General features: G+C 74.1%; 24 protein-coding genes. 11 read left to right on the top strand and 13 right to left on the bottom strand.

Annotation, left to right across the window (positions count from 1 at the left end; all coding sequences use genetic code 11):
- Nucleotides 1–11 precede the first annotated feature (11 nt).
- From ABZ883_RS21845 to ABZ883_RS21825, 5 genes are read right to left on the bottom strand one after another with little or no spacing between them, the layout of a single operon-like run.
- Nucleotides 12–896 (bottom strand): Gfo/Idh/MocA family oxidoreductase, encoded by an 885-nt coding sequence (locus tag ABZ883_RS21845; RefSeq protein WP_360908424.1) that lies wholly within the window; start codon nucleotides 894–896, stop codon nucleotides 12–14.
- Complete coding sequence (locus tag ABZ883_RS21840; RefSeq protein ID WP_360908422.1) at nucleotides 893–2,110, bottom strand: ROK family protein; 1,218 nt, start codon at nucleotides 2,108–2,110, stop codon at nucleotides 893–895. Before ABZ883_RS21840 ends, ABZ883_RS21845 begins: the two co-directional genes overlap by 4 nt.
- Nucleotides 2,111–2,145: 35 nt before the next feature.
- The gene (locus ABZ883_RS21835) at nucleotides 2,146–3,015 is read right to left on the bottom strand and encodes a carbohydrate ABC transporter permease (RefSeq protein WP_360908420.1); all 870 of its coding nucleotides are present in this window, start codon (nucleotides 3,013–3,015) and stop codon (nucleotides 2,146–2,148) included.
- Nucleotides 3,015–4,025 carry a sugar ABC transporter permease gene (locus ABZ883_RS21830; RefSeq protein WP_360908418.1) on the bottom strand — a complete coding sequence of 337 codons (1,011 nt, stop codon included), beginning with the start codon at nucleotides 4,023–4,025 and terminating at the stop codon, nucleotides 3,015–3,017. Before ABZ883_RS21830 ends, ABZ883_RS21835 begins: the two co-directional genes overlap by 1 nt.
- Before the next feature lie 34 nt (nucleotides 4,026–4,059).
- The gene (locus tag ABZ883_RS21825) at nucleotides 4,060–5,460 is read right to left on the bottom strand and encodes an extracellular solute-binding protein (RefSeq protein WP_360908416.1); all 1,401 of its coding nucleotides are present in this window, start codon (nucleotides 5,458–5,460) and stop codon (nucleotides 4,060–4,062) included.
- Between the two features lie 151 nt (nucleotides 5,461–5,611).
- On the opposite strand from ABZ883_RS21825, the gene ABZ883_RS21820 reads away from it, so the two are divergent.
- From ABZ883_RS21820 to ABZ883_RS21805, 4 genes are read left to right on the top strand one after another with little or no spacing between them, the layout of a single operon-like run.
- On the top strand, nucleotides 5,612–6,658 hold the full coding sequence (locus ABZ883_RS21820; RefSeq protein WP_360908414.1) for a zinc-binding alcohol dehydrogenase: 1,047 nt from the start codon (nucleotides 5,612–5,614) through the stop codon (nucleotides 6,656–6,658).
- A 37-nt stretch (nucleotides 6,659–6,695) separates the two neighbouring features.
- Entirely contained in the window at nucleotides 6,696–7,496 is an 801-nt protein-coding gene (locus tag ABZ883_RS21815; protein ID WP_360908412.1) for a sugar phosphate isomerase/epimerase family protein, read from the top strand.
- A complete protein-coding gene (locus ABZ883_RS21810; RefSeq protein WP_360908410.1) occupies nucleotides 7,493–8,911 on the top strand; it encodes a hypothetical protein in 1,419 nt (472 codons plus the stop codon). Before ABZ883_RS21815 ends, ABZ883_RS21810 begins: the two co-directional genes overlap by 4 nt.
- Complete coding sequence (locus tag ABZ883_RS21805; protein ID WP_360908408.1) at nucleotides 8,908–10,890, top strand: glycogen debranching N-terminal domain-containing protein; 1,983 nt, start codon at nucleotides 8,908–8,910, stop codon at nucleotides 10,888–10,890. Before ABZ883_RS21810 ends, ABZ883_RS21805 begins: the two co-directional genes overlap by 4 nt.
- Before the next feature lie 59 nt (nucleotides 10,891–10,949).
- Here ABZ883_RS21805 and ABZ883_RS21800 read toward each other — a convergent pair whose 3' ends face one another.
- Together ABZ883_RS21800 and ABZ883_RS21795 are read right to left on the bottom strand one after the other, a co-directional pair.
- On the bottom strand, nucleotides 10,950–11,279 hold the full coding sequence (locus tag ABZ883_RS21800; RefSeq protein WP_360908406.1) for a GMC oxidoreductase: 330 nt from the start codon (nucleotides 11,277–11,279) through the stop codon (nucleotides 10,950–10,952).
- Between the two features lie 85 nt (nucleotides 11,280–11,364).
- Nucleotides 11,365–11,628, bottom strand: a complete 264-nt coding sequence (locus ABZ883_RS21795; protein WP_360908404.1) for a UBP-type zinc finger domain-containing protein — start codon at nucleotides 11,626–11,628, stop codon at nucleotides 11,365–11,367.
- A 200-nt stretch (nucleotides 11,629–11,828) separates the two neighbouring features.
- Between ABZ883_RS21795 and ABZ883_RS21790 the strand changes: the two genes are divergently transcribed.
- Nucleotides 11,829–12,656 (top strand): LysR family transcriptional regulator, encoded by an 828-nt coding sequence (locus ABZ883_RS21790; protein ID WP_360908402.1) that lies wholly within the window; start codon nucleotides 11,829–11,831, stop codon nucleotides 12,654–12,656.
- Here the strand turns inward: ABZ883_RS21790 and ABZ883_RS21785 are convergent.
- Nucleotides 12,620–13,486, bottom strand: coding sequence for an alpha/beta fold hydrolase (locus ABZ883_RS21785; protein WP_360908400.1), 867 nt, complete (start codon nucleotides 13,484–13,486; stop codon nucleotides 12,620–12,622). The genes ABZ883_RS21790 and ABZ883_RS21785 overlap by 37 nt on opposite strands.
- 188 nt (nucleotides 13,487–13,674) lie before the next feature.
- On the opposite strand from ABZ883_RS21785, the gene ABZ883_RS21780 reads away from it, so the two are divergent.
- A complete protein-coding gene (locus ABZ883_RS21780; RefSeq protein WP_360908398.1) occupies nucleotides 13,675–14,169 on the top strand; it encodes a CGNR zinc finger domain-containing protein in 495 nt (164 codons plus the stop codon).
- 62 nt (nucleotides 14,170–14,231) lie between these two features.
- Here ABZ883_RS21780 and ABZ883_RS21775 read toward each other — a convergent pair whose 3' ends face one another.
- The 4 genes from ABZ883_RS21775 to ABZ883_RS21760 form a co-directional block, all read right to left on the bottom strand.
- Nucleotides 14,232–14,702 carry a hypothetical protein gene (locus ABZ883_RS21775; RefSeq protein WP_360908395.1) on the bottom strand — a complete coding sequence of 157 codons (471 nt, stop codon included), beginning with the start codon at nucleotides 14,700–14,702 and terminating at the stop codon, nucleotides 14,232–14,234.
- Between the two features lie 488 nt (nucleotides 14,703–15,190).
- Nucleotides 15,191–15,928, bottom strand: a complete 738-nt coding sequence (locus ABZ883_RS21770) for a polysaccharide deacetylase family protein (RefSeq protein ID WP_360908392.1) — start codon at nucleotides 15,926–15,928, stop codon at nucleotides 15,191–15,193.
- Entirely contained in the window at nucleotides 15,921–16,877 is a 957-nt protein-coding gene (locus ABZ883_RS21765; protein WP_360908390.1) for a DMT family transporter, read from the bottom strand. The genes ABZ883_RS21770 and ABZ883_RS21765 overlap by 8 nt, the downstream gene beginning before the upstream one ends.
- A gap of 4 nt (nucleotides 16,878–16,881) precedes the next feature.
- A complete protein-coding gene (locus ABZ883_RS21760) occupies nucleotides 16,882–17,697 on the bottom strand; it encodes an SDR family NAD(P)-dependent oxidoreductase (RefSeq protein ID WP_360908388.1) in 816 nt (271 codons plus the stop codon).
- A gap of 464 nt (nucleotides 17,698–18,161) precedes the next feature.
- Between ABZ883_RS21760 and ABZ883_RS21755 the strand changes: the two genes are divergently transcribed.
- Entirely contained in the window at nucleotides 18,162–19,319 is a 1,158-nt protein-coding gene (locus ABZ883_RS21755) for a galactosyldiacylglycerol synthase (RefSeq protein WP_360908386.1), read from the top strand.
- A gap of 36 nt (nucleotides 19,320–19,355) precedes the next feature.
- On the top strand, nucleotides 19,356–20,078 hold the full coding sequence (locus ABZ883_RS21750) for a methyltransferase domain-containing protein (protein WP_360908384.1): 723 nt from the start codon (nucleotides 19,356–19,358) through the stop codon (nucleotides 20,076–20,078).
- Here ABZ883_RS21750 and ABZ883_RS21745 read toward each other — a convergent pair.
- Entirely contained in the window at nucleotides 20,062–20,553 is a 492-nt protein-coding gene (locus ABZ883_RS21745; RefSeq protein ID WP_360908382.1) for a hypothetical protein, read from the bottom strand. The two genes, ABZ883_RS21750 and ABZ883_RS21745, sit on opposite strands and share 17 nt — an antisense overlap.
- Nucleotides 20,554–20,737: 184 nt before the next feature.
- Between ABZ883_RS21745 and ABZ883_RS21740 the strand changes: the two genes are divergently transcribed.
- From ABZ883_RS21740 to ABZ883_RS21730, 3 genes are read left to right on the top strand one after another with little or no spacing between them, the layout of a single operon-like run.
- Nucleotides 20,738–21,487 carry an SDR family oxidoreductase gene (locus ABZ883_RS21740; RefSeq protein ID WP_360908380.1) on the top strand — a complete coding sequence of 250 codons (750 nt, stop codon included), beginning with the start codon at nucleotides 20,738–20,740 and terminating at the stop codon, nucleotides 21,485–21,487.
- Nucleotides 21,484–22,374, top strand: a complete 891-nt coding sequence (gene sigJ, locus ABZ883_RS21735; RefSeq protein WP_360908378.1) for an RNA polymerase sigma factor SigJ — start codon at nucleotides 21,484–21,486, stop codon at nucleotides 22,372–22,374. Before ABZ883_RS21740 ends, sigJ begins: the two co-directional genes overlap by 4 nt.
- Before the next feature lie 39 nt (nucleotides 22,375–22,413).
- Complete coding sequence (locus ABZ883_RS21730; protein ID WP_360908376.1) at nucleotides 22,414–22,878, top strand: hypothetical protein; 465 nt, start codon at nucleotides 22,414–22,416, stop codon at nucleotides 22,876–22,878.
- Nucleotides 22,879–23,045 lie beyond the last annotated feature (167 nt).

Here is a 23,045-nt window from a genome sequence, read left to right as displayed (position 1 = left end):
GCCGCCCCGCGTCAGCGGACCGCGGCCTCGATCAGCTCCTGGAGGCGCAGCCCGCGCGCGGCGTCCAGTTCCCCGGGGCGGCCGGTGCGGACGGCCTCGGCGAACTCGGCGCGCAGGATCGGCCAGCACTCCTCGTGGTCGATGCCGGCGGTGTCGTAGGTCAGTTCGCCGCCGGGGCCGAGGAGTTCGACCCGGGTACGGGCCTTGGGCAGGTTCACGCTCCCGGAGAGGGAGGCCTGGCTGACCGCGCCGTTCTCGTGCTCGCAGGTCAGCTCGACCCAGCGGCGGGGATCGCCGGTGGCACGGATCGCGGTGATCGGGCCGATCGCGGCGTCGAGCAGGTCGATCAGATGCGGGCCGAGGTCGAGCAGGGCGCCCTGCTCCAGCCGCCAGCCGGTGGCAAACTCCCCGCCGAGGAAGGCCCCGTGGAGATAGCAGGACCGGGCGCCGAAGACCTCGGTACCGCGGGCCCGGCGCAGGAAGTCCCGGGTCACGGGGTGGTAGCGCTTGGTCAGCACCATCTGCGAGACGACCCCGGCCTCGGCGACCGCGTCCGCGACCGCACGGGCCACGGCCAGGTCCGGCCCGAGCGGCTTCTCCAGCAGGACGGCCTTGCCCGCCTTGGCGGCGCGCACGGCGAGTTCGGCCTGCACGGCCGGGGGCACGGCGAAGGCGACGGCCTCGCACTGGTCGAAGAGTTCCTCGGGGCTGCCGGCGGCCACCGCGCCGTGGGCGGCGGCGATCTCCTGGGCGGCGTCGGGGCGGCGGGCCCAGATGGCGGTGAGCCGGGTCTCGGGACCGGCGGCGAGCATCCGGGCGTGCATGGCGCGGGCCCACGGTCCGGCGCCGATGAGGCCGACCCGTACGGGGGCCGGAAGGGGGGCGGGGGTGTTCATCGGGCTTGCTCCAAGAGGCGGTTGGGGTCCGCGGCGGCCAGGCGGGCGTTGGCCTGGTCCGGCGCGTACAGGTGCTCCACGACCATGGCGCCGGCGCCGGCGAGCGCGGAGCGGTCGCCGAGGCGCGAGGTGACGACCTGGAGGTGGCGCGTGGCGCGGGGAAGCGCGCGCTGGTAGAGCAGTTCGCGGACGCCCGTGACGAACTGGGTCTCCGCGAGGTCCCCGGCGATCATCAGGACACCGGGGTTGAGCAGGGTGACGACGGTGACCAGGACCTCGCCGCAGCGCCGGCCTGCCTCGCGGGCCAGCCGGACCGCGTCGGGGTGGCCCGCGTCCAGCTGGGCGCGGACGTCGGCGGCGGAGGCGGCGGCGACGCCGAGGGCGCTGAGCTGCCCGGCCAGCGCCCGACCGCTGGCGACGGCGGCGAGGCAGCCGTACGAACCGCACATGCAGCGGGCGTCCGAGGCGTCGTGCAGCCGGATGTGGCCGAGGTCGCCGGCGCCGCCGTCGATGCCGCGGAAGGGCCGGCCGTCGATGACGACACCGGCGCCGATGCCGGTGGAGACCTTCACCAGGACGAAGGCCGAGCAGTCGCGGTACGCGTCGCGCTGCTCGCCCAGGGCCATCAGGTTGGCGTCGTTGTCGACGAGCACCGGCACCCCGGCGGGCAGTCCGGCGTACCGGGCGAGCGCCTCCTGCATCCGGGCCGGGACGGGGTAGCCGTCCCAGCCGGGCATGATCGGCGGACGGACCACCACGCCCGTCGACTGGTCGACGGGCCCGGGGACCGACAGGCCCACGCCGCACACCGCGGCCGGGGCGGTCCCGGCCGCGGTGAGCAGGCCCGCGAACCGGCGGGCGAGTTCGTCCAGGACCTGCTCGGGCCCGTCGTCGAGGAGGAGCTCCCCGGTGTGCTCGGCGAGCACCCGGCCGGACAGGTCCAGCACGGCGGTGTGGGCCTGCGCGGTGTCGAGGTCCGCGGCGAGCACGGCGGCGTGCCCCGGGTCGAACCGCAGGTGGATGGAGGGCCGTCCGCCGGTGGACTGCCCGCCCGGCACCGACTGCACCCAGCCCGCGGCGAAGAGCTGGTCCAGACGCTGGCCGACGGTCGAGCGGGACAGGCCGGTGACACTCTGGAGTTCGCCGCGCGTGGCGGCCTGCCCGGTGCGGATCAGTTCCAGCAGATGTCCTGCCGTGCTCCAGGGCGTTGCCATCCGTGCTCGTTCCCCCTCGTGTCGGGCCACTGCGCTCAGCTCTTGTCCGCGCCGCTGGTCAGGCCCTCGGTGAGAAGCCGTTCGGCCGCGTAGAAAAGGAGTACCACGGGAATCGTGAGCACCACGGAGCCGGCCATGAGGACGGTCTTCGGGACCTCGATGCCGTTGGCCAGCTGCTGGAGGCCGAGCGAGACCGTCCACTTGTCGGGATCGGCCGCGAGGAACAGCAGGGCGAACAGGAACTCGTTCCAGGCGATCATGAAGACATACAGGCCGGTGGCCATCAGCGACGGCGCGGCGAGCGGGAGGACGACCCGCCGTACGGTCTGCAGCCGCGAGCAGCCGTCGAGCGCCGCGGCCTCCTCGATGCTCTCCGGAATGGTGATGAAGTAGTTCTTCAGCATGTAGATCGAGACCGGGACGGTCTGCGCGATGTAGACGATCGCGAGGCCGAACAGGCTGCCCTGGAGGCCGATCCGGGCGAACACCACGAACAGCGGCACGGCCAGCAGCGTCGCCGGGAAGAGGTACACGGCCAGGAAGACCGCGCTGACCTGGCGGCCGCCGAAGAACCTCAGCCGGCTGACCGCGTAGGCGCCGGGGACGGAGACCAGCAGCGTCAGCACGACCGTGCCGAGCGCCACGAGCGCGGAGTTGCCGAGCATCCGCAGGAAGCCCTGGCCTCCGTCGTCGACGGACTGCAGCACGGTCCGGTAGGTGTCGAAGGTGATCTCGGAGGTGCTGACCCAGAGCTTGCCGGGGTCGAGCAGGAGCTCGTCGATCGGCTTCAGCGACAGCAGCACCATGTAGTAGAAGGGGAAGATCGTGGCGACGGCGAGGCCGGCGATCACCACCCAGCGCAGGACCGCGAAGGTCCGGTCCTCGATCTGCGCGCGACTGGCCATCACGCCTCCTCCTGAACCTTCTTGGCGAAGAACTTGAAGTAGATGCCGAGCAGCACGGCGAGGATCGCGGCGAGGACCAGGGCCTGCGCCGCGGCGGCGCCCACGTCGTAGCGGGCGGTGAGGAAGTCGTAGACGCGCACGGCGACCACGTCGGTGCCGGAGCCGCCGCCGGTCAGCAGGTAGACGTCGTCGAACTTGTTGAACGTCATGATGAAGCGGAGCACCGACAGCAGGGCGATGACCGGCATCAGCTGGGGCAGCAGGATGTGCCGGAAACGCTGGGTGATCGTGGCGCCGTCGACGACGGCGGCCTCCTCGAGCCCGTCCGGGACCGCCTGGAGGCGGGCGAGCAGGAAGAGGAAGGCGAACGGGAAGTAGCGCCAGATCTCGAAGGCGATCACGGTGAGCAGGGCCAGCGGCAGGTGGATGTGCCAGCCGAGCAGGGAGATCTCCTGCGACCTGGTGGACAGGAACGCGACGGGCTTGTCCCAGCCGAGCAGGTTGGTGCCGACCTCGTTGACGATGCCGAACTGCGGGCTGAGGGCGATCTCCCAGACGAATGTCACGGCCACCACCGGCGCCACGTAGGGCAGCAGCATGGTGCCGCGCAGCAGCGCGCGGCCCCGGAAGGGGCGGCGCAGCGCGAGCGCCGCGACGAGTCCGAGGAGGATGGAACCGACGGTGGCGCCGACCGTGTAGGCGAGCGTGGTCCACAACGAGGTCCAGAAACCGGGCGAGGTGAAGACCTCGGTGAAGTTCCGCCAGGTCCAGTTGGACAGGAAGTCCATGCTCTGGATGTCGACCAGCCGGGCGTGCTGGAAGGCCAGCAACACGGTCCAGGCGATCGGGAGGATCACGACGACCAGGACGACGAGCAGGGTGGGCGACACGAAGGCCAGGCCCGTCCGGTTCTCGCGCTGGGTCAGGGTCAGGGGCCGGCGCCCGCGGGGGTCTCGCGGGGTGTCCGCGGCCGGGCTTCTGTGCTGCTGCGTGGTCTGTGCGGTGCTCATCGCTGCTTCCTTGAAGGACGAGGCCGGTGGCGGGTCACTGGAGGGACTTCTGCAGTGCCGCGACTTCCTCGTCGGCCTGCCTCATGGCCTCGCGCGGAGGCGTCTGGCCGGTGGTCATCTCCCCGACGGCCTTGGGGATGGGCAGCTCGCCGATGGTGGCGCCGACCAGCGCGCCCTGCCCCTGGGTGATGCCCCAGCGCTTCATGTTGCTGACGCCGGCGGTGAGTTCGTCCAGCAGTTGCGGTGAGAAGACCGACTGCAGGGGCTTCTTGGTGTCCACGCCGATGTCGCTGGCGCGCCAGGCCTTGAGGTATTCGTCGGGGTCCTGGGCGGTACCGGAGCGGACCGGGATCTTGCCCTCGGGGGCCATGCCGAACCAGCCGGGATAGCCGTCGCTCATCATGTAGCGGATGAACTTCTCCGAGGCGGCGGTCTCCGCGGTCCTGGTGACCACCCACGAGGAGATCTCGCCGAACTGGGCGGGGGCCGAGGCGTCGGGGCCGCGCAGGGCGGTGACGATCCCGCTGTTGTCGGACAGGTACTGGTGGTCCTTCTTGCACTGCGGGCAGCTGGGCAGGGCGTCGTTGCGCAGTCCGGCCAGTTCGTCCAGGAGGAAGGTGGACCAGACGATCATCGAGGACTGTCCGGCGAAGTAGGTGGCCCGGGTGGTGTCGACGGTCTGGGTGCCGGGGGCGCCGTAGTCGCCGCCGAGGCGGTCGTAGAGGGAGAAGGCGCGCTCGCACTGCGGGCTGTCGAGGGTGACCTTGCCGTCGCTGCCGGCGAGTTCGCAGCCGTTGGCGAGGGCGATGTCCTCGAAGCTCTGCTGGGTGAAGACGTCCCCGGGGTCGGTGGACAGCGACATCCCGTCCAGGCCCTTGGTGTCGAGCTTCTGCGCCGCCTTGAGCATGGCGTCGTAGGTGTCCGGGGCGGCGAGGCCGGCCTTGGCGAAGAGGTCCTTGCGGTAGACGAGGATCTGCATCCAGGCGTCACTGGGGACACCTAGCCGGGTGGCGCCGTCAGCGGTGAGCTTCAGGGCATTGGCGTTGAAGGTGCCGGCGCCGAGGTCCTTCACGACCTTCGCGGTGGCGTCGGTGTTGAGCAGGCCGTTGGTGTACATCTGCCAGACGGGGGCGAGGGGTATGCCGCCGATGACGTCGGGCAGGGTGCCGGCGGCCGCGGCCGACATGATCAGTTGCGGGAGCTGGCCCTCGTCGACGCCGACCAGGTCGACCCTGACGCCGGACTGCTTCTCGAAGGCGGCGACGGTCTTCTTCGTCGCCGCCATGCGGTCGGTGAGGTTCTCCAGACTCCAGACGGTGATCTTGTTGTCGGGTGTACCGGTGTCCTGCGCGGCGCACCCCGACATCACCCCGATCCCCAGTGCGGCGGCCAAGCCGCTCGCCAGCGCCCTCGACCGTCGGGACCACATCCCCATCAACCGTCCTCACGTCAGCCCTGCGTTACGTATGCGTTGCATCAGAACACCACTTTTGCTTGTTGACAAGACTTAAGTCTCGGATATCTTCGACGTAAGTCAGCTCGCGAGAGCTGAACGGCCCGCATAACCAAACTCCCCGGAGCCCCTTGTGGAACGCGTCGTCCAGTTCACCGGCCCCCGTCAGGTGGAGGTCGCCCCGAGCGAGTCAGCCGCCCTGCCCCCCGGCCATCTGCGCGTGCGCACCCGCTACTCCGGCATCTCCGCGGGTACCGAGCTCACCGCCTACCGCGGCACCAACCCGTACCTGACCCGCACCTGGGACGCGGAAGCCCGCCTGTTCAGGGACGGTGCCGCCGGCATCGAGTACCCCGTGGCCGGCTGGGGCTACTCCGAGGTCGGCGAAGTGACCGAAGTCTCACCCGAACTCGCCGGCGTACCGGGCATACCCGCCGCCGGCGACCTGGTCTGGGGCATCTGGGGCCACCGCAGCGAGGGCATCGTCCCCGCCGAGCGCATGGTCGGGCACCGGCTCCCGGCAGGCCTGGAGCCGCTGGCGGGCGCCTTCGCCCGGGTCGGCGCGATCGCGTACAACGCCGTGCTCGGCAGCGACCTGCACCTCGGTGAGGACGTCGCCGTCTTCGGCCAGGGCGTCATCGGACTGCTCACCACCCGGCTGGCCCAGCTCAGCGGCGCCCGCGTGACCGCCGTCGACGCGCTCGACGGCCGGCTGGTCAAGGCCGCGGAGTACGGCGCGAGCACGACCCTCAACGCCCGCACCGACGCGGTCGCCGAGCGGATCCGCGCGGCCACCGACGGCCGCGGCGCCGACGTCGCCATCGAGATCAGCGGCGCCTACCCCGCGCTGCACGAGGCCCTGCGCTCGGTCGTCGTCGGCGGCCGGGTCGTCGCCTCCGGCTTCTACCAGGGTGACGGCGCGGGCCTGCGGCTCGGCGACGAGTTCCACCACAACCGCGTGCAGCTCATCTGCTCGCAGATCGGCGGGGTCCCGCCGCAGCTTGCCGGGCGCTGGACGGTGGAACGCCTCCAGCAGACCTTCCTGCGGCTTGTCGCCGAGGACCACGTCGATGTGAAGTCCCTGGTCAGCCATGTCGTCCCGGTCGCGGAGGCGGCCGACGCGTACGTCCTGCTGGACGAGCGTCCCGCCGAAGCGCTCCAGGTCGTCCTGGAGTTCTGAGACCGCCCAGAGTTCCTATCCGAGAGGCCCCTCGACCATGTTCAAGACCGCCTGCCAGGAACAGCTGCTGCCCGGCGACACCCTCCAGCAGAAGTGGGAGTTCGCGCGGAGCGCGGGCTACGACGCCATCGAACTGCGCGGCAAGGGCGACTTCCACTTCCGCGACCGGCTGCCCGAGCTCCGCAAGGCCCAGGCCGACGGCGTCGTCATGCCCACCGTCTGCGTCGACATGCTGCACTTCTTCGGCGCCTTCGACGCCGAACTGCGCCGCGACGCCCTGGAGCAGATGAAGTCGCAGCTGTCCGTCATCGGCGAACTCGGCGGCCTCGGCGCCCAGACCCCCGCCTCGTACGGCATGTTCTCCCGCCGGCTGCCGCCGTTCGAGCCGCCGCGCAGCGAGGAGGAGGACCGCGAGGTCCTGCTGGAGGGCCTGGCCGAGCTCGGTGAGCACGCCCGCTCCGAGGGCGTCACGCTCTTCCTCGAACCCCTCAACCGCTACGAGGACCACATGGTCAACCGGCTGGAGCAGGCCGCGGACCTGATCCGCGCCGTCGGCCTGGACTCGGTGCGCATCGGCATCGACAGCTACCACATGAACATCGAGGAGGCCGACCCCTCGGCCGCCATCCTCGCCGTCGCGCCGCTCATCGGCCACGCCCAGGTCAGCGACTCCAACCGCTTCCAGGCCGGCGCGGGCCACCTGGACTGGCCCGCCTGGCTCGGGGCGCTGGACGCCGCCGGGTACGACGGCTACCTGGCCGCCGAGTGCCGGCTGACCGGCGACCCGGTCGAGGCCGTGCGCTCCGTCCCGGCCTTCCTCCACCGGGCCGCGGGATGACGTCCGTGCTCGAACCGGCCGTCCGTACCCCGGTCACCGACAGGGACGCGGCGAACCCTGGGGACACAGCAGAGGCGGCGCTGCGGCGCGACGCCGCGCACGTCCTGCTCTCCAACTGGACGGGCGCGGCGACCGTGCCCTCGCGGACCCTGTACCCGCACCAGTGGAGCTGGGACTCGGCGTTCATCGCCATCGGGCTGCGCCACCTGTCGCCCCGCCGCGCGCAGCGGGAGCTGGAGACGCTGCTCGGCGCGCAGTGGGGCGACGGCCGTGTCCCGCACATCGTGTTCAACCGCGCGGTGCCGCTGGACGCCTACTTCCCGAGCCCCGACTTCTGGCGCTCATCCTCGGCGGGCGCCGTCTGCGGCGCCCCTGCGGACATCGAGACCTCCGGCATCGTGCAGCCCCCCGTGCACGCGCTCGCCACCTGGCAGGTGCACCGCGCCGACCCCGCCGAGTCGCGCCGCCGCGGCTTCCTGCGGCGGATGTACCCCCGGCTCGCCGCGTGGCACCGCTGGCTCGCCTCCTCCCGTGACCTCGGGGGCGGCGGCCTGGCCGCGATCGTGCACCCCTGGGAGCCGGGCCTGGACAACAGTCCTGTGTGGGACGCGGCGCTGGCCCGCGTCGAGCCCGCACCGCCCGAGTCGTTCCGGCGGGCCGACCTCGACCACAGCGCGGCCGCCGACCGGCCCACCGACCTGGACTACGGGCGCTACGTCCGGCTGGCCGCCACCTACCGGGACCACGGGTACGACGACGCGGTCGCGCCGCACGCCTTCGCGCTGGAGGACCCGGGCTTCAACGCCCTGCTCATCGCCTCCGAGCACGCCCTGGCCGCCATCGCCGAGGAGGCGGGTGCCGACCCGGCGCCGCACCGCGAACGGGCCGCGGCGGCGACCGCGGCGCTGGTCGGCCGGCTGTGGAGCCCCGAGGCCGGCGTCTTCCTCGCCCGCGACCTCGTCACGGGCGAGGCGATCCGCGCGTACAGCGTCTCCGGGCTCGTCCCGCTGATCGTTCCCGGGCTGCCCGAGGACGTCGTGCGGGCACTGGTGGCCACGGCGCACGGCGAGCACTTCGGGCTGGGCCGGGCGCACATGGTGCCCAGCTACGACCTGACAGGCCCCGTCTTCGACGCCAACCGGTACTGGCGCGGGCCCAGTTGGTTCAACACCGCATGGCTGGTCCACCACGGGCTGGCACTGCACGGGCAGAGCGAGGCCGCCGCCCTGCTGCGCGCCCAGGTCCTCGACGACGCGGCCGCCACCGGCTTCGCCGAGTACGTCGAGCCGTGGAGCGGCCAGGGCCGCGGCATCCGCCGCTTCAGCTGGACGGCGGCCCTCGCGCTGGACCTGCTGCGGCAGCCCGATGCCGGCCGTCCGGCACACCGCACGAAGGAAGGAGAGCCCCGCCGATGACCGCCGACCGTCTACTGGTCCACCGCGGCACGTTCGCCGCCGTCGGCCCGTCCGGTGACATCACCGGCCGCCGCGGCGACAGCCCGGACGGGCTGTTCCTCCGCGACGCCCGGCACCTCAGCCGCTGGCGGCTCACCGCGAACGGCGCCGAGCCCGCGGTGCTGACCTCGTCCGGCGAAGGCGTGGTGCTCACTCCCGCGGGCGGCCGCGACGAACCGCCCGCGTACTCCCTCTTCCGCCTCCAGGCGGTCGTGGCGGGCGCGCTCACCGAGCGCATCCGGGTGGTCGGCAACCGGGCCGAACCCACCGTCGTGGAGATCGGGTTGGAGGCGGACGCCGACTTCGCCGACCTGTTCGAGCTGCGCGCCGACCACCGCCGCTACGACAAGTCCGGCGCCGTACGGACCGTGGAGGAGGGCACGGCCGGCGTCGTCTTCCACTACCGCCGCGGCGACGACTGGGTCTCGCGCACGACGGTCGCCGCGTCTCCCGTGCCGCTGGAGGTGCACCCCGTAGACGACGCGGACGACGCGGACGACGTGCAGGACGGCGGCACCGCGCGCCGGCTCACCTGGCGCTTCGAGCTGCCCGCCCACGGAACCGCCGAGCTGGCCCTCACCGTGACCGCGGTGCCCCAGGGCGCCGGCGCGCAGCCCGCTCCCCCGTCGCCCGCGGCGGTCCGCAACCAGCACGCGGCGGAGACGGACGCCTTCGTGCAGGCCCGGCCCCGGCCGCGCTCGCTGACCTCGTGGGACGAACTCGCGCGCGCCTGCGACGTGGGGCTGGCCGACCTGGCCCGGCTGCGGGTGCCGGCCGCCGGCCCGTCCGGGGAGGCACTGCTCGTGCCCGCCGCCGGCATTCCCTGGTTCCTGACGCTCTTCGGCCGCGACTCGCTGCTCACCTCCCTGTTCGCACTGCCGTACCGGCCGGAACTCGCCGCGGGCACCCTCCTCGCGCTGGCCGCGACGCAGGGCACGCGCGACGACGACAGCCGGCTCGAGCAGCCGGGCCGGATCGTGCACGAAGTGCGCCACGGCGAACTCGCGCACTTCCGGCAGGTGCCCTACGGCCGCTACTACGGCAGCGTCGACGCCACCCCGCTCTTCCTCGTCCTCCTGGAGGCGTACACCGCGGCCACCGGCGACCGCACGCTCGCCCGCCGGCTGCGCCCCCACGCCAGGGCGGCCGTGGACTGGATGTTCGGCCCCGGCGGCCTGGGCGCGGGCGACTACCTGCGCTACACCTCCGACGCCGATCGCGGCGGACTCGCCCACCAGAACTGGAAGGACTCCGAGGGCGCGATCTGCCACGCCGACGGCCGCCGGCCCGAGGGCGCCCTCGCCGTCTCGGAGGTCCAGGGCTACGCCTACGACGCCCTGGTCCGCACAGCCCGGCTCGCCCGCACCGTCTGGGAGGACGCTGCGGAGGCCGACCGGCTCGAGAAGGCCGCGGCCGATCTGCGGGACCGCTTCCGCCGGGACTTCTGGATGGCGGACGCCGGCTTCCCCGCGCTGGCGCTGGACGGCGGGGGCCGCCAGGTCGACGCCCTGGCCTCCGACGCCGGGCACCTGCTGTGGTCCGGCATCCTCGACCCGCGCGACGCCCGTACCGTCGGCCGCCGCCTGCTGCAGCCGGACTTCTTCTCCGGCTGGGGCATCCGGACGCTGGCGGCGGGCCAGGCGCCGTACCACCCGCTGTCGTACCACCGCGGGAGCATCTGGCCGCACGACAACGCGGTCATCGTGCTCGGACTCGCCCTCAGCGGCCTGGCGGAGGAGGCCTCACGGGTCGCCCACGGCCTCGTGCGGGCCGCCGCCCTGCACGACTGGCGGCTCCCGGAGGTCATGGCCGGCTACGGCAGCGCCGACCACCCGGTCCCCGTCCCCTACCCGCACTCCTGCTCCCCCCAGGCCTGGGCGGCCGCCACCCCGCTGGCGCTGCTCACCGCCCTCAACAGCGCGCCTGACCCGCGCGGTTGAGTTCCCGGCCCGGGCGCGGTGCGGACGGCATCCACGCCGCACCCGGGCCACCCCTCGACTCACACGTCAGGCTCCCGGGCGATCAGCTCGGCCGCGCGTTCCCCGATCATCACGGACGGGGCGTACGTGTTGGCGTGCGTGATGGCGGGCATGACGGACGCGTCGGCGACGCGCAGCCCCGTGATGCCGTGCACGCGCAGATCGGGTCCGACGACCGACTGCTCGCGTGGCCGACCGCCGACCCGGCCGCCACCACGCCCTGAACGGCGGGCGTCAGCCCGCGGTGCGGTGCACGAAGCACCATCGCCACGCCCGTCGTTCCGACCGGGCGGGCCGGCGGCACAGGCAGGGCACAACCCCCGGCACGCCGGCCGCACGCCCGGCACCATGGGGCCACCGGACCGCGCCCATCGGCGCTCATCGGCCTCGCGCAGACCGCCGACCCGGCCACCACCGCGCCCTGAACGGCGGGCGTCAGCCCGCGGTGCGGTGCACGAAGCACCATCGCCATGTCTCGCCCGGCTGGAACGAGCGGATCACGGGGTGTCCGGAGGCCGCGTAGTGCGCGCTGGCGTGCTTGCCGGGCGAGCTGTCGCAGCAGCCCACCCGTCCACAGGTCAGGCACAGCCGCAGATGCACCCAGTCACGCCGGCCGTGCGCCAGGCATTCGGCGCAGCCGTCCGCCGGCGGCAGGGGCGCGATGTCCGCCGGCGCCGCGTCGAGTTCGGCACAGTCCATGCTCGCCACCCGCGTCTCACGAGGTCGACGGCCCGCCCCGGGTCCGGGGCCGGTGGCTTTCCACGCTACGCGCACCCGGCGTGGCCCGCGGGGCGGGCAGCGGCCTCAGGCGAGCCGACCACCACCCGGACCGCGATCCGGCCCGGAGACCGCCGGGTGGGAGCCACGACCGCTTCGACAGGCGTGCATACCCTGAAGGTATGGACCGACTGGAGACCCGCGAGCTGGTCTATTTCGTCGCCGTCGCCGAGGAGCTGCACTTCGGCCGCGCCGCCGAGCGGCTGGGCATCGCGCAGCCGCCGCTGTCGCGCGCCATCGGCAGGCTGGAGCGGCGGGTCGGGGTGCGACTGCTGGAACGCAGCAGCCGCCGCGTCGGACTGACCGCCGCGGGCGCGGTGTTCCTGGAGGAGAGCCGCAGGGCACTGGACGGCCTCGACGCACTGGTGCGCCGCACGCGGCGGGCCGCCACGCCGGGCCGCCTCGTCCTCGCGGTGCGGCCCGGCACCGCCTCGGGGCTGCTCGGTGAACTGGTGCGCGGCGGCGAGGGGCCGGCGGTCGACCTGGTCTTCACCCACGACCAGCCCGCCGCGCTGCGGGACGGCAGCGCGGACGTCGCCGTGCTGTGCGCCGGCACCGACGACCTGACCGGGCTGCGGACCGCCGACCTCACCGAGGAGGAGCCGGTCGCCCTGCTCCCGGCCGGACACGCCCTCGCGGCGCGCGCGTTCGTGACCACGGCCGACCTCCGGGACGAGGCGGCCTACCAGGGCGAGTGCCCCGCTGCCACGCTGGACGAGATCGTCGACCGCGTGGCGCTCGGCCGCCTCGTCGCCGTCGTCGGGTCGACCGCCGCCGGACGGACCGGGCCGTCGGCCGTGGCGGTCCCGGTGGCGGACCTGGCGCCGACGCGGGTCGTCCTGGCCTGGCCCGAGCGGGTCTCCCGCCCCGACGTCGCCGGCTTCGTCCGCGGTGCCCGGGCCGCCGCCGCGGCTCAGGACGTGATGCGCCCCAGGAAGCCGCGCATGTAGCCGGCGATCGTGTCGAGCTGGCTCTCCAGGGCGAAGTGCCCGGCGTCGAGGAGATGGACCTCGGCGTCGGGGAGGTCGCGGAGGAAGGCGCGGGCGCCGTCGGGGCCGAAGATCTCGTCGCCCGCGCCCCACACGGCCAGCAGCGGGACCTGGCTGCTGCGGAAGTACTCCTGGACGGCCGGGTACATCTCCGCGTTCCGGGGGTAGTCGCGGAAGAGCCGCAGCTGGATCTCGTCGTTGCCGGGCCGATTCAGCAGCGCGAGGTCGTGCAGCCAGGTGTCGGGGCTGACCAGGCTCGGCTCGGGGACGCCGTTGAGGTACTGCCAGCGGGTGCCCTCCTCGCTCAGCGCGAACCGCGCGCCCCTCTCGTTCTCGGGGTTGGGATCGGCCGCGTAGGCCCAGACGGTCTTCCAGAAGTCCTCGACGAAGCCCTCGGTGTACGCGTTGCCGTTCTGGCTGACGATGCCGGTGATCCGGGCGGGGGCGCGCAGGGCGAGGCGCCAGCCGATCGGGGCGCCGTAGTCCTGGACGTACAGGGCGAAGCGCTCGACGCCGAGGTGCTCCAGGAGCCCGTGCGTGATGTCGGCGAGGGCGTCGAAGGTGTACGGGAACGCGTCCGGGGACGGCATGGCGGACTGGCCGAAGCCGATGTGGTCGGGCGCGATGACCCGGTACCGGTCGGCGAGCAGCGGGATCAGGTTGCGGAACATGTGCGAGCTCGTCGGGAAGCCGTGCAGCAGCACGATCACGGGGGCCTCGCGCGGCCCGGCCTCCCGGTAGAAGACCTCCTGCCCGGCGACGGTGACGGTGAGATGACGTACGGGAACCATGACCTAACCTCCGAAGACTCTCTGTGTGGTTAGTTCCAGCCAAGCCCATGTGCGCTAACCTGTCAATTCCATTGATGAGGTTAGGTGCGCTGAGGTCCGGCCCTGCCGCACCCGACGCTTTCCAACCTGGACGACGCCTTAAGCTGGTGAGACCTCTCGCGCACTGCGGGGACGGAAGGGAGACCGGAATGGCCGACAGCGAGTTCCTGCTCGCCCTCCTCAACAGCCGGCCGGTCGTGCACGGCGAGCAGCAGGACGCCCTGGCGGGGGACGACGCCGGTACGGCCTGGCTCCGCGACCGCGGCGGCACGGGGACCCCGGCGGAGCTCGCCGCGGTGCGACGGGCCCGGTACCTGCTCGACGAGGTCGTGCGCGGCGGGAGCACCGCCCAGGTCCTCGCCGAGGTGCTGCGCGGCGTGCACCAGGTGCCCGTGTTCGGCACCGGCGCCCTCGACTGGGAGCTCGTCGTCCCTGACGACGCCCGCCTCGCGGTGCACAGCGTCCTGGCCTGGGACGAACTGCGCCACACCGCCCCCGGGCGCCTGCGGGCGTGCGCCAACCCGGAGTGCCGGCTGTTCCTGGTCGACCGCAGCCGCGCGAACCAGGCGCGCTGGTGCTCCATGGCCGCCTGCGGCAACCGCATGAAGGCCCGCCGCCACTACGCCCGCGGCCGCGCCACGTAGACCGCGCCGCCCAACACCGCTGCCCCGGCGGCCCGTTGACCCGCCGACCGGTCCCGGCCGGGTCAGCGGGTGAGCGGGCCGTCCCACAGCTCGTAGGTCGAGGAGTGCGGCCACCACGGCTTCCGGTTGAGATAGGTGATCGTCAGCGTCGTGTAGCGCCGCAGATGCGGATCGCCGGGCCAGGCCACGTTGCCGGAGAGCCGTACCCTGACCGCGAACGTGTGGAAGGTGCCGGCGGCGCAGTACGGATCGCAGTCGTTGACCTCCTCGTACCCCGAGCCGACGGCCGAGTCGCGGTCCCAGCTCGTCCAGTAGAGCCCTCCGAGGCGGTCGTTGCCGTCGCCGCAGGCGAGCAGGACGTCGCCCGGGATGACCCGTGGCTGGCCGAAGCAGTTGACGAGGACGGTGGCGTACGTCGCCGCGCCGGGGGTGTTCCGCGGGCCGGCGGCGGATGCCTGCGTGGGCGCGAGTGCCATCGCGGTGGTGAGACCGGTGGCGGCGGCCGTGAACGCGAGGGTGCGGAGGAGTGGCATGGCGTTCTGCCTTCCTGGCCGCTGCCTGGTGCGGTAGCAGTCGGGTGCGAAGGTCGGCGACGGGTCCCGCCGCCGGTGGTGCGTTCGCGAGGGGGCGCGACAGGTGTGACGGCCCCCTCGGGCGGCAGTCGTACCACTGCGAACTCACGGTCCTACAGGGGGCGGCGGCTCGCAACCCGGCTCCGGCCCACCCCCGCCGGAACCCTGATGACCTGCCGTTTCACGGGCTTTGGCCCTCCCTCGGATCCCGGCGCACACCGGTCGCGCACCGCGCACCCGCGGTCACCCGCCGTCATCGGCAGGGCGTGCCGCGCACCCCGTGCTCCGCGAGCGGACCGACCGTCAGACCCGCCGCACGACACCCGGCGACCAGCCCCGGCAGGGCTGCGAGCGCCACCCGCCGCACGGTCCGAGTACCGCCCGCAGCACCGGGTTCAGGCCCACCCACGCAGCAGCGGCAAGCACCGCGCACCCGCGGTCACCCGCCGTCATCGGCAGGACGTGCCGCGCACCCCGTGCTCCGCGAGCGGACCGACCGTCAGACCCGCCGCACGGCACCCGGCGACGAGTTCCGGCAGCGCGGCGAGCGCGGCCCGCCAGCTGCCGGGGGCCGAGGCGCGGTCGGAGTCGTGGAGGAGCACGGTGCCGCCGGGGCCGAGGCCCGAACGCACCGTCCGCAGCACGGAGTCCGCGGTGGCCCCGGCCGTCCAGTCGCGGCCCCACGCCGTCCACAGCACCGGGGTCAGGCCCGCCGGCGCGGCGGCGGCGAGCCGGCCTCCGGTGAGGATGCCGTACGGGGGCCGGTACCAGCGCGGCACGCTGCCGGTGGTGTCGCGGACCGCCGCCGCGGAGCGCAGCAGCGCGGCGCGGTCCCGCCCCGGGGCGGGCAGCCAGGGGCGGGTGTGCGTCCAGCCGTGGACGGCGAGTTCGTGGCCGCGGCGCACGGTCTCGCGGGCGACCGCGGGATGCCGCAGCACGCTCGCGCCGAGGACGAAGAAGGTGGCCCGGACCGACAGTTCGTCGAGCGCGTCGAGGAACCGCGGTGTGGAGCGCGGGTCGGGGCCGTCGTCGAAGGTGAGGGCGACGTGGTCTGCGCGGCCGAGGCCGGCGAGCGCCGGGAAGGCCCGGCGGCGCAGACCGGGCAGCCAGGTCGCGGCCGGGACGATGTGCGTGGCCGCCAGCAGCAGCGCGGCCGCGCCGGCCCGGCCGCCCGCCGCGCTAGTCACGGCGCGCCGTCCGCACCGGGGCCTGCGTGCGCTCGCGCTCGGGCGTGTCCCAGCCGCCGCCGAGCGCGGGCGAGCGGGACAGGCCGACCACCCCGGCCGCGATGAGCGCGGCCCCCACGATCTCCGGGACGAGATGGGCGCCCAGCGCGATCCGCTCCCCGAACAGCACCCACCCCAGGGCGACGCTCAGCAGCGCGTCCCCGAGCGTGAGGGCGGGCTGCGAGGCGGCGAGGGTGCCCGCCCGCAGGGTGGCCTGGAGCATGACCAGGCTGAGCAGGCCGACCGCGGCGGCGGCGTACAGCTGCCAGGCGGTGACCGGCGCGCCGAGGCCGTCGGGAATGCGTCCGGTGACGTCCTTGATCAGCGCCGCGGTGCAGGCGAAGCCGGTCGCCGTGGCGCAGCCGAGTACGCCCGCCCGGGCCGCCGCACCGCGCAGCGCGCGCCCGGCGAGCCACAGGACGGCCGCCAGCACGGCCAGCGGCGGGCCGGCCCGCAGCCAGGCTCCCGCCAGGGCCGTGGGCTGCCCCTCCGAGGGCGCCGCGGCGGCCAGGAAGACGGCGAGCCCGGCGGCCAGCGCGAGGAACCAGAGCCAGGTACGGCCGTCCGGGCGGTGGGAGAAGACGATGCTGCCCGCCATCAGGGTGAACAGCAGCTCGGTCGCCATCAGCGGCTGGACGACGGAGAGCCGGCCCACCGCGAGCGCGGTCGCCTGGAGCACACCGGACAGGGCGAGCGCGGCCATCCCGGCCACCCACAGGGGGCGTCCGACCAGCCGCAGCACGGACCGCACGATCCCGGTCCTGCCCCGCCCCCGGACACCGCGGCCGGGCGCGCGGTCCCGCCGCTGCTCGTCCTGCTGCAGGTTGGCCTTGCGCTGGAGCACCGAGGCCGCGCCGTTCGCGCAGGCCGCCAGCAGGGCCAGCACGATCGTCAGGACGTGCGCGTCCACCGTCTCATCCGTACCTGCCGGCCATCCGGCGGTAGACCCCGGGCAGCAGACCGCGCACCATCACCGGCACGCGCAGCCAGCCGGGCACGTACACCTCGGCGCGGCCCCGGCGGACCGCGTCGCTCACCGCGGCCGCGACGCGCTCGGCGGGCACCGGACGCGGCCGGGACCGCTTGTAGGCCACGCCCCGGTGGGCGAAGAAGGGCGTGTCCACCACGCCCGGGATCACGTGCGTGACCCGTACGCCGCTGCCCGCGAGTTCGTACCGCAGCGACTCCGCGAACGTGCCGAGGGCCGACTTCGCCGCCGAGTAGACCGCCTCCTCGCGCACGCCGACGGTGCCGGCGAAGGAGCCGATCATCACGATGTGCCCGCTGTGCCGCGCCAGCATGCCGGGCAGCGCGCGCCGCACGAGTTCCATGGCGGCGAGCACGTCCACGTGGAAGACCCGCTCGACCGCGTTCTGCGGCATCGACACGAACGGCCCGGCCCAGCCGATGCCGGCGCCAACCACGAGGAGGTCCATGTGGCCGGTGGTGAGCAGGGCGTCGCGCACCAGCCGCTCGGGGCTCCCGGGGTCCTCCAGGTCGGCCCGCAGGGCGGTGGCCGCGGTGCGTTCCGCGACGGCACCGAGCCGCTCCCGGTCGCGGCCGCTGACCAGCAGGCGCCATCCGTCGGCCGCGAGGCGGTCGGCGACGGCGGCACCGATGCCCGACGACGCCCCGGTCACCAGCGCGACGGGGGCCGGCGCGCCGGGCGGTACCGGCCTGCCGGACAGAGCGCGTTCGGCGCTGATCGCTTTGGACGGGTGAGTGGTCATGGGCGTCGCTTTCTGTCGCTGCCGCGGACGCGGGGCAGAGGGCGCTCCGCTTCCCCGGAACGTGTCCCTCCGGTCTCAGTAAAGCGCCCGAACGCCACCCCGGCTCTGCGAGCTTCACCGCCGGAGCGGTGTTTGCCGCGGCGGCACAACCGATGCCCGACGACGCCCCGGTCACCAGCGCGACGGGGGCCGGCGCGCCGGGCGGTACCGGCCTGCCGGACAGAGCGCGTTCGGCGCTGATCGCTTTGGACGGGTGAGTGGTCATGGGCGTCGCTTTCTGTCGCTGCCGCGGACGCGGGGCAGAGGGCGCTCCGCTTCCCCGGAACGTGTCCCTCCGGTCTCAGTAAAGCGCCCGAACGCCACCCCGGCTCTGCGAGCTTCACCGCCGGAGCGGTGTTTGCCGCGGCGGCACATCGGATACTCCGATACATCGACGAAATCCGCAGTTCCGCGGAGGTGATCCGGTGACCGGTGCCGACGTGCCGCACCGACCCCATGAGGACCCCGCGCGCCCCCGGGTCCTCGTGATCAGCGCGTCCATGGGCGCGGGCCACGACGCGGTCGCCCGCGAGCTCGGCGCGCGGCTCACGGACCGCGGCGCGCACACGGTCCGCACCGACGTCCTCGACCTGCTGCCCGCGCACACCGGCGCGGCCCTGCGCTCCTTCTACCGCGCCTCGATCCTGCACCTGCCGCTGCTCTACGCGGGGATCCACACCGCCTTCCTGCGGTCCGGCGCGGGGCAGCTGCCCGGCCCGGGCGGGCTGGCGGCCCTCGCGGAGGGGCGCCTGGCGGAGGTGGTCGGGCGCGAGCGGCCGGACCTCGTCGTCCCCGTCTTCCACCTCGCGGCGCAGCTCACCGGCGCGATGCGGGCGAAGGGTTCGCTGCGCGTGCCCAGCGCCGTGGTCGTGACGGACTTCGACGTCCACCGGCAGTGGCTGCACCCCGGCAACGACCTGTACTGCTGCCTGACCGAGGACGCGGCGCGCACCGTGCGGAAGGCCGCCGGACGGCCCGCCGCCGCGACCGGCCCCCTGGTGGCGTCCCGTTTCCTTGCCCCCGCCGCCGGTGCGGAGCGGTGGCGGCGTTCCTTCGCGTCCCGCGCGCCCGGGCGGCCGGTCGTGCTGCTGTCGGCGGGCGCCTGGGGCGCGGGCACGCATCTGGCCGGCACCGCCCGGCTGCTGGCGGGGGCCGGGTACCTGCCCGTGGTGATGTGCGGAGGCAACGCCCGGCTTCGGGCCCGCCTCGCACGGGTCACGGGCACCGTCGCCCTCGGCTGGGAGGACGACGTCCCGGGCCTGATGACCGCGGCGGACGCGCTGGTGGACAACGCGGCCGGGCAGACGGCGCTGGAGGCCCTGGCGATGGGGCTGCCGGTGATCGGCCACCGGCCCATCCCGGGCCACGGCAAGGCGGGGGTGCGGCGGATGGCCGCGCTCGGGCTGACCCGCTGGGCACCCGACCCCTGGTCGCTCGTCGACACCCTGGACCGGGTCACCGATCCGGGCGGCCGCGGCCCCCGCGTCCGCGGTGCCGCGGCGGCGGAACTGTTCGCCCGGGACACCGCCGAACTGCTGTTCTCGGCCTCCCGCGCTCCGGCGACACTCAGTGGGGTCGAGTAGCTGCGCCCGGACCCTCGTCCTCCGTAGCATCGGCCCATGGCCACCCTCTGGGAACTCATGAACGACTGCATTCCCAACGATCACGCACGGCAGGTGACCTCGCGGTATTACCTCGACGAGGCCATGACCGCCAAGGGCGCACCCGACCGGGTCGTGGATCTCGGCTGCGGCCGGGGCACCTCCGCCGGGCTGTTCCGGAAGCATGCCCCGAAGGTGCGGTGGGTGGGCGTCGACATCAGCGGCTCGCCCGAGGCGCAGCAGCGCGCGGCGGGACGGGACCCGATCGTCTACTACGACGGCATCCGGCTCCCGTTCCGCTCGGGCACGATCCCGCTGGTCTACTCGCACCAGGTCTTCGAGCACGTCTCGCACCCGCGCGAACTGCTCGCGGAGATCGGCCGGGTGATGGAGCCGGGCGGCGTGTTCATCGGCAGCACCTCGCAGTTCGAGCCGTACCACTCCTTCAGCCTGTGGAACTACACGCCGTACGGCTTCCGCGTACTGGTCGAGGAGGCCGGGCTCACGCTGGAGGAGATCCGGCCGTCGCTGGACGGCGTCGCGCTGATCATGCGGACGTACCACGGCCGGCCGCCGGAGTACGCGCGGTACTGGGACGAGGCGTCTCCGCTCAACTCGGAGATCGACACCTGGGCGAAGAAGACGAAGCGCCGCACCGCCCTGGTGAACCTGCGCAAGCTCACCTTCTGCGGGCAGTTCGCGTTCCGCGTGCGCAAGCCCGAGGTCACGGCCGCCGGCTGATCCGCGACCACCACCGTGGGCGGGGCCCGGATGCCGGGAGACGGAGTCCGAGCCCCTCCGCGTACGCGACGAGGCTGTCCTCGGGACCGTTGACGAAGCGCTTCACGACCCGCCGGACCGGCCGCACGACCGAGCCGTCCGGCAACCGGAGCGCGACGTTCACCTCGCCCCGCGGATCGTCGTCGTCGGCCTCCCACGTGCCTCCGGCGGCGCGGCGGACGGTCTCGCCGACGTAGGCCCCCACGGCGAAGAGAACCGCTCCAAGGCGCTCCGCGAGCGGGCTGCCCGCGACGGCGCTGCCCCGGTCGCTGTTCGCGGTCATGAACCGCTCGACCTCGATGAGGCTCGCCGGCGTGAAGTCGGCGCGGTAGCCGTCACCGCGCAGGGCCCGCGCCACCCATGCGGCCTGCACCGGCAGGTCCACCAGGAGCGGGGTGTCCGGCCCGGTGCCGGTGTCGTCCGTGGTCTTCCCCATGAGGCCTCCCCCTCTGCGGTGCTCAGGGTCCGCACCGTATCCGCCGCGACCGACAGCGCGGCCCGGCCGGTCGGCCGCCGCCGATGTCACATTCCGGTGCGGCTGTCCCGTCGTACCCGTGTGGGACCTTCCGCGGCCGGATGCCGCGGACCCCGATCAGGGGTGACACGGGAAGGGCGAGGACATGCGCATCGCGGTGGCAGGCGGGACCGGCTGGGTCGGCCGGAAGGTCGTGGAGGCCGTCCGGGCGGCGGGGGACGTACCCGTGGTGCTGGCACGGTCGACGGGCGTGGACCTCACCACGGGGGCGGGTCTGGACGAGGCGCTGGACGGCTGCACGACGGTGATCGACGTCAGCAACGTGGTGACCACCGGCAAGCGGAGGTCGGTGGCCTTCTTCGACGCCGCCACGACCCGTCTGCTGACCGCGGGCGCCCGCGCCGGGGTCACCCACCACATCGCGCTGTCGATCGTCGGCTGCGACCGGGTCGGGCTCGGCTACTACATGGGCAAGCGCCGCCAGGAGGAACTGGTCCTGTCCGCGGCCGCGCCGCACACGGTCCTGCGGGCCACACAGTTCCACGAGTTCGCCGCCCAGATGCTGGCGCGCCGGGGCCCGGTGGTGGCGCCGCGGATGCGCAGTCAGCCGATCGCCGCGCGCGAGGTCGCCGACGCGCTCGTGACGCTGGCCGGCGCCGCCCCCGCGGGCCTGGCGCCCGACCTCGCGGGACCGGAGGTGCTGGAGATGGACGACATGGTGCGCCGGCTGGCCAGGGCCCGCGGGGACCGCCGGCTCCTCGTCCCCGTCCGGCTGGGGGCCACGGGCCGGGCGCTCACCGCAGGGGGGCTGCTGCCGGCGGCGGACGGCCCGCGGGGCCGGCAGACCTTCGCGGAGTGGCTGACCACACCCGACGCGGGGGCGGAGGGCCGGTGAACAGCCGCGCGGCGGAGCTGTCGGTGGCGTACAACGCGGCCCGGCCGCGGCTGGTGCGGGTCGCGTACGCGGTGCTCGGCAGCCGGGCCGAGGCCGAGGACGCGGTCTCCGACTGCTGGCTGCGGCTGGTCGCGGCCGACGCCCGCACCCGCGTGAAGGACGTGGAGGCCTGGTCGACCGTGGCGGTGGCCCGGGTTGCGCTGGACGTGCTGCGTTCCGCGCGGGTCCGGCGCGAGCTGTACCTCGGGCCGTGGCTGCCCGAACCCCTGGTCGAGGCAGGGCCGTTCGAGGGTGACCCGGCCGACCGGGTCACCCTCGACGACACCATCAGCTACGCGCTGATGGTCGTGCTGGAGTCGCTGAGCCCGGCGGAACGGACGGCCTGGGTGCTGCACGACGTGTTCGGCATGCCGTTCACGGAGGTCGCGCGGACCGTGGGCCGGACCCCGGCCGCGGTGCGCCAACTGGCCGTCCGCGCCCGCCGGCACGTCGGCGAGCGGGCGCCCCGCGCGGAGGTGGGGGCCGCCGAGCACGCGGCCGTGGTGACACGGTTCCTGGACGCGGCCGTCGGGGGCGACCTCGGCGGCCTGCTCCGGGCCCTCGACCCGGACGTCGTCCTGACCACCGACGGCGGCGGCCAGGTGTCGGCGGCGCTGCGCCCGGTGCACGGGGCGGACCGGGTGGCCCGGTTCCTGCAGGGTGTGGCGGCGAAGACGCAGCCGCACGAGCGGATCGGGGTCATCGTCGTCAACGGGGCGCTGGGGATCGGGGTCTTCGACGGCGAACGGCTCACCACGGTCGTGTCGTTCACGGTCGCCGAGAGAGGCGTCGTCCGCGTCGACGTCGTCCGCGCCCCGGACAAGCTGCCGCCCGTGTGCCCCTCCTGACCGGGGCGGCCCGCGGCTTCGACGAACGGAGAGACCCCCATGACGCTCACGTTGCGCCGTGCCCTGCTGGCGCTGCTCGCCTTCGTCGGCGGGTACACCGGGATCTGGGCCTGTGCCGCCCCGCGGCAGTGGTACGCGAACTTCCCCGGGTTCGGGCGCCATTGGCTGCCGCCCCTCGGGCCGTACAACCAGCACCTGACCGTGGACATGGGCGCCATGTTCGTCGCGCTGACCGCGATCACCCTGCTCGCCCTCGCCCGCGCGCGCGACGACGGGACGGTCCGCACCACCGCCACCGCCTGGCTGGTGTTCAACGTGCTGCACATCGTCTTCCACCTGACGCACCTGCACATGTACGGCCCGCTCGACAAGGCCCTCAACGCCGCCGGTCTCACCGCCGCGCTGATCGCGTCCCTGGCCCTGCTGCTGCCGGTGCCCCGCACTCCCGGGCCCGCCCGCCCGGAGACGGGGACGAGCCCCGCGGCGGCCGACCGCACCGGCTGATCGGGCGACGGCGCGGGGCCGGGTCACCACGGGAGGAGCACGGCCCGACGGCGCCACCCTCGAGCCCGCGGTGCTGCGCACCGATGTACGGCACGCTCGACAAGGTCCTCCACACCGCAGACTTGGCCGTGTACCCCGCACTCCCGGGCCTACCCGACCGGAATCCG

Origin of the sequence: Streptomyces sp. NPDC046977 (assembly GCF_040644455.1) — a bacterium.
Classification (GTDB): domain Bacteria; phylum Actinomycetota; class Actinomycetes; order Streptomycetales; family Streptomycetaceae; genus Actinacidiphila.
This window is presented reverse-complemented; position numbering and strand designations above follow the sequence as displayed.

Excerpts from the sequence above, each read along its gene's own strand:
- ABZ883_RS21845 (WP_360908424.1), bottom strand. The coding sequence starts at position 896 with ATGAACACCCCCGCCCCCCTTCCGGCCCCCGTACGGGTCGGCCTCATC.
- ABZ883_RS21840 (WP_360908422.1), bottom strand. The coding sequence starts at position 2,110 with ATGGCAACGCCCTGGAGCACGGCAGGACATCTGCTGGAACTGATCCGC.
- ABZ883_RS21835 (WP_360908420.1), bottom strand. The coding sequence starts at position 3,015 with ATGGCCAGTCGCGCGCAGATCGAGGACCGGACCTTCGCGGTCCTGCGC.
- ABZ883_RS21830 (WP_360908418.1), bottom strand. The coding sequence starts at position 4,025 with ATGAGCACCGCACAGACCACGCAGCAGCACAGAAGCCCGGCCGCGGAC.
- ABZ883_RS21825 (WP_360908416.1), bottom strand. The coding sequence starts at position 5,460 with ATGGGGATGTGGTCCCGACGGTCGAGGGCGCTGGCGAGCGGCTTGGCC.
- ABZ883_RS21815 (WP_360908412.1), top strand. The coding sequence starts at position 6,696 with ATGTTCAAGACCGCCTGCCAGGAACAGCTGCTGCCCGGCGACACCCTC.
- ABZ883_RS21810 (WP_360908410.1), top strand. The coding sequence starts at position 7,493 with ATGACGTCCGTGCTCGAACCGGCCGTCCGTACCCCGGTCACCGACAGG.
- ABZ883_RS21805 (WP_360908408.1), top strand. The coding sequence starts at position 8,908 with ATGACCGCCGACCGTCTACTGGTCCACCGCGGCACGTTCGCCGCCGTC.
- ABZ883_RS21800 (WP_360908406.1), bottom strand. The coding sequence starts at position 11,279 with ATGGTGCCGGGCGTGCGGCCGGCGTGCCGGGGGTTGTGCCCTGCCTGT.
- ABZ883_RS21795 (WP_360908404.1), bottom strand. The coding sequence starts at position 11,628 with ATGGACTGTGCCGAACTCGACGCGGCGCCGGCGGACATCGCGCCCCTG.
- ABZ883_RS21790 (WP_360908402.1), top strand. The coding sequence starts at position 11,829 with ATGGACCGACTGGAGACCCGCGAGCTGGTCTATTTCGTCGCCGTCGCC.
- ABZ883_RS21785 (WP_360908400.1), bottom strand. The coding sequence starts at position 13,486 with ATGGTTCCCGTACGTCATCTCACCGTCACCGTCGCCGGGCAGGAGGTC.
- ABZ883_RS21780 (WP_360908398.1), top strand. The coding sequence starts at position 13,675 with ATGGCCGACAGCGAGTTCCTGCTCGCCCTCCTCAACAGCCGGCCGGTC.
- ABZ883_RS21775 (WP_360908395.1), bottom strand. The coding sequence starts at position 14,702 with ATGCCACTCCTCCGCACCCTCGCGTTCACGGCCGCCGCCACCGGTCTC.
- ABZ883_RS21760 (WP_360908388.1), bottom strand. The coding sequence starts at position 17,697 with ATGACCACTCACCCGTCCAAAGCGATCAGCGCCGAACGCGCTCTGTCC.
- ABZ883_RS21750 (WP_360908384.1), top strand. The coding sequence starts at position 19,356 with ATGGCCACCCTCTGGGAACTCATGAACGACTGCATTCCCAACGATCAC.
- ABZ883_RS21745 (WP_360908382.1), bottom strand. The coding sequence starts at position 20,553 with ATGGGGAAGACCACGGACGACACCGGCACCGGGCCGGACACCCCGCTC.
- ABZ883_RS21740 (WP_360908380.1), top strand. The coding sequence starts at position 20,738 with ATGCGCATCGCGGTGGCAGGCGGGACCGGCTGGGTCGGCCGGAAGGTC.
- ABZ883_RS21730 (WP_360908376.1), top strand. The coding sequence starts at position 22,414 with ATGACGCTCACGTTGCGCCGTGCCCTGCTGGCGCTGCTCGCCTTCGTC.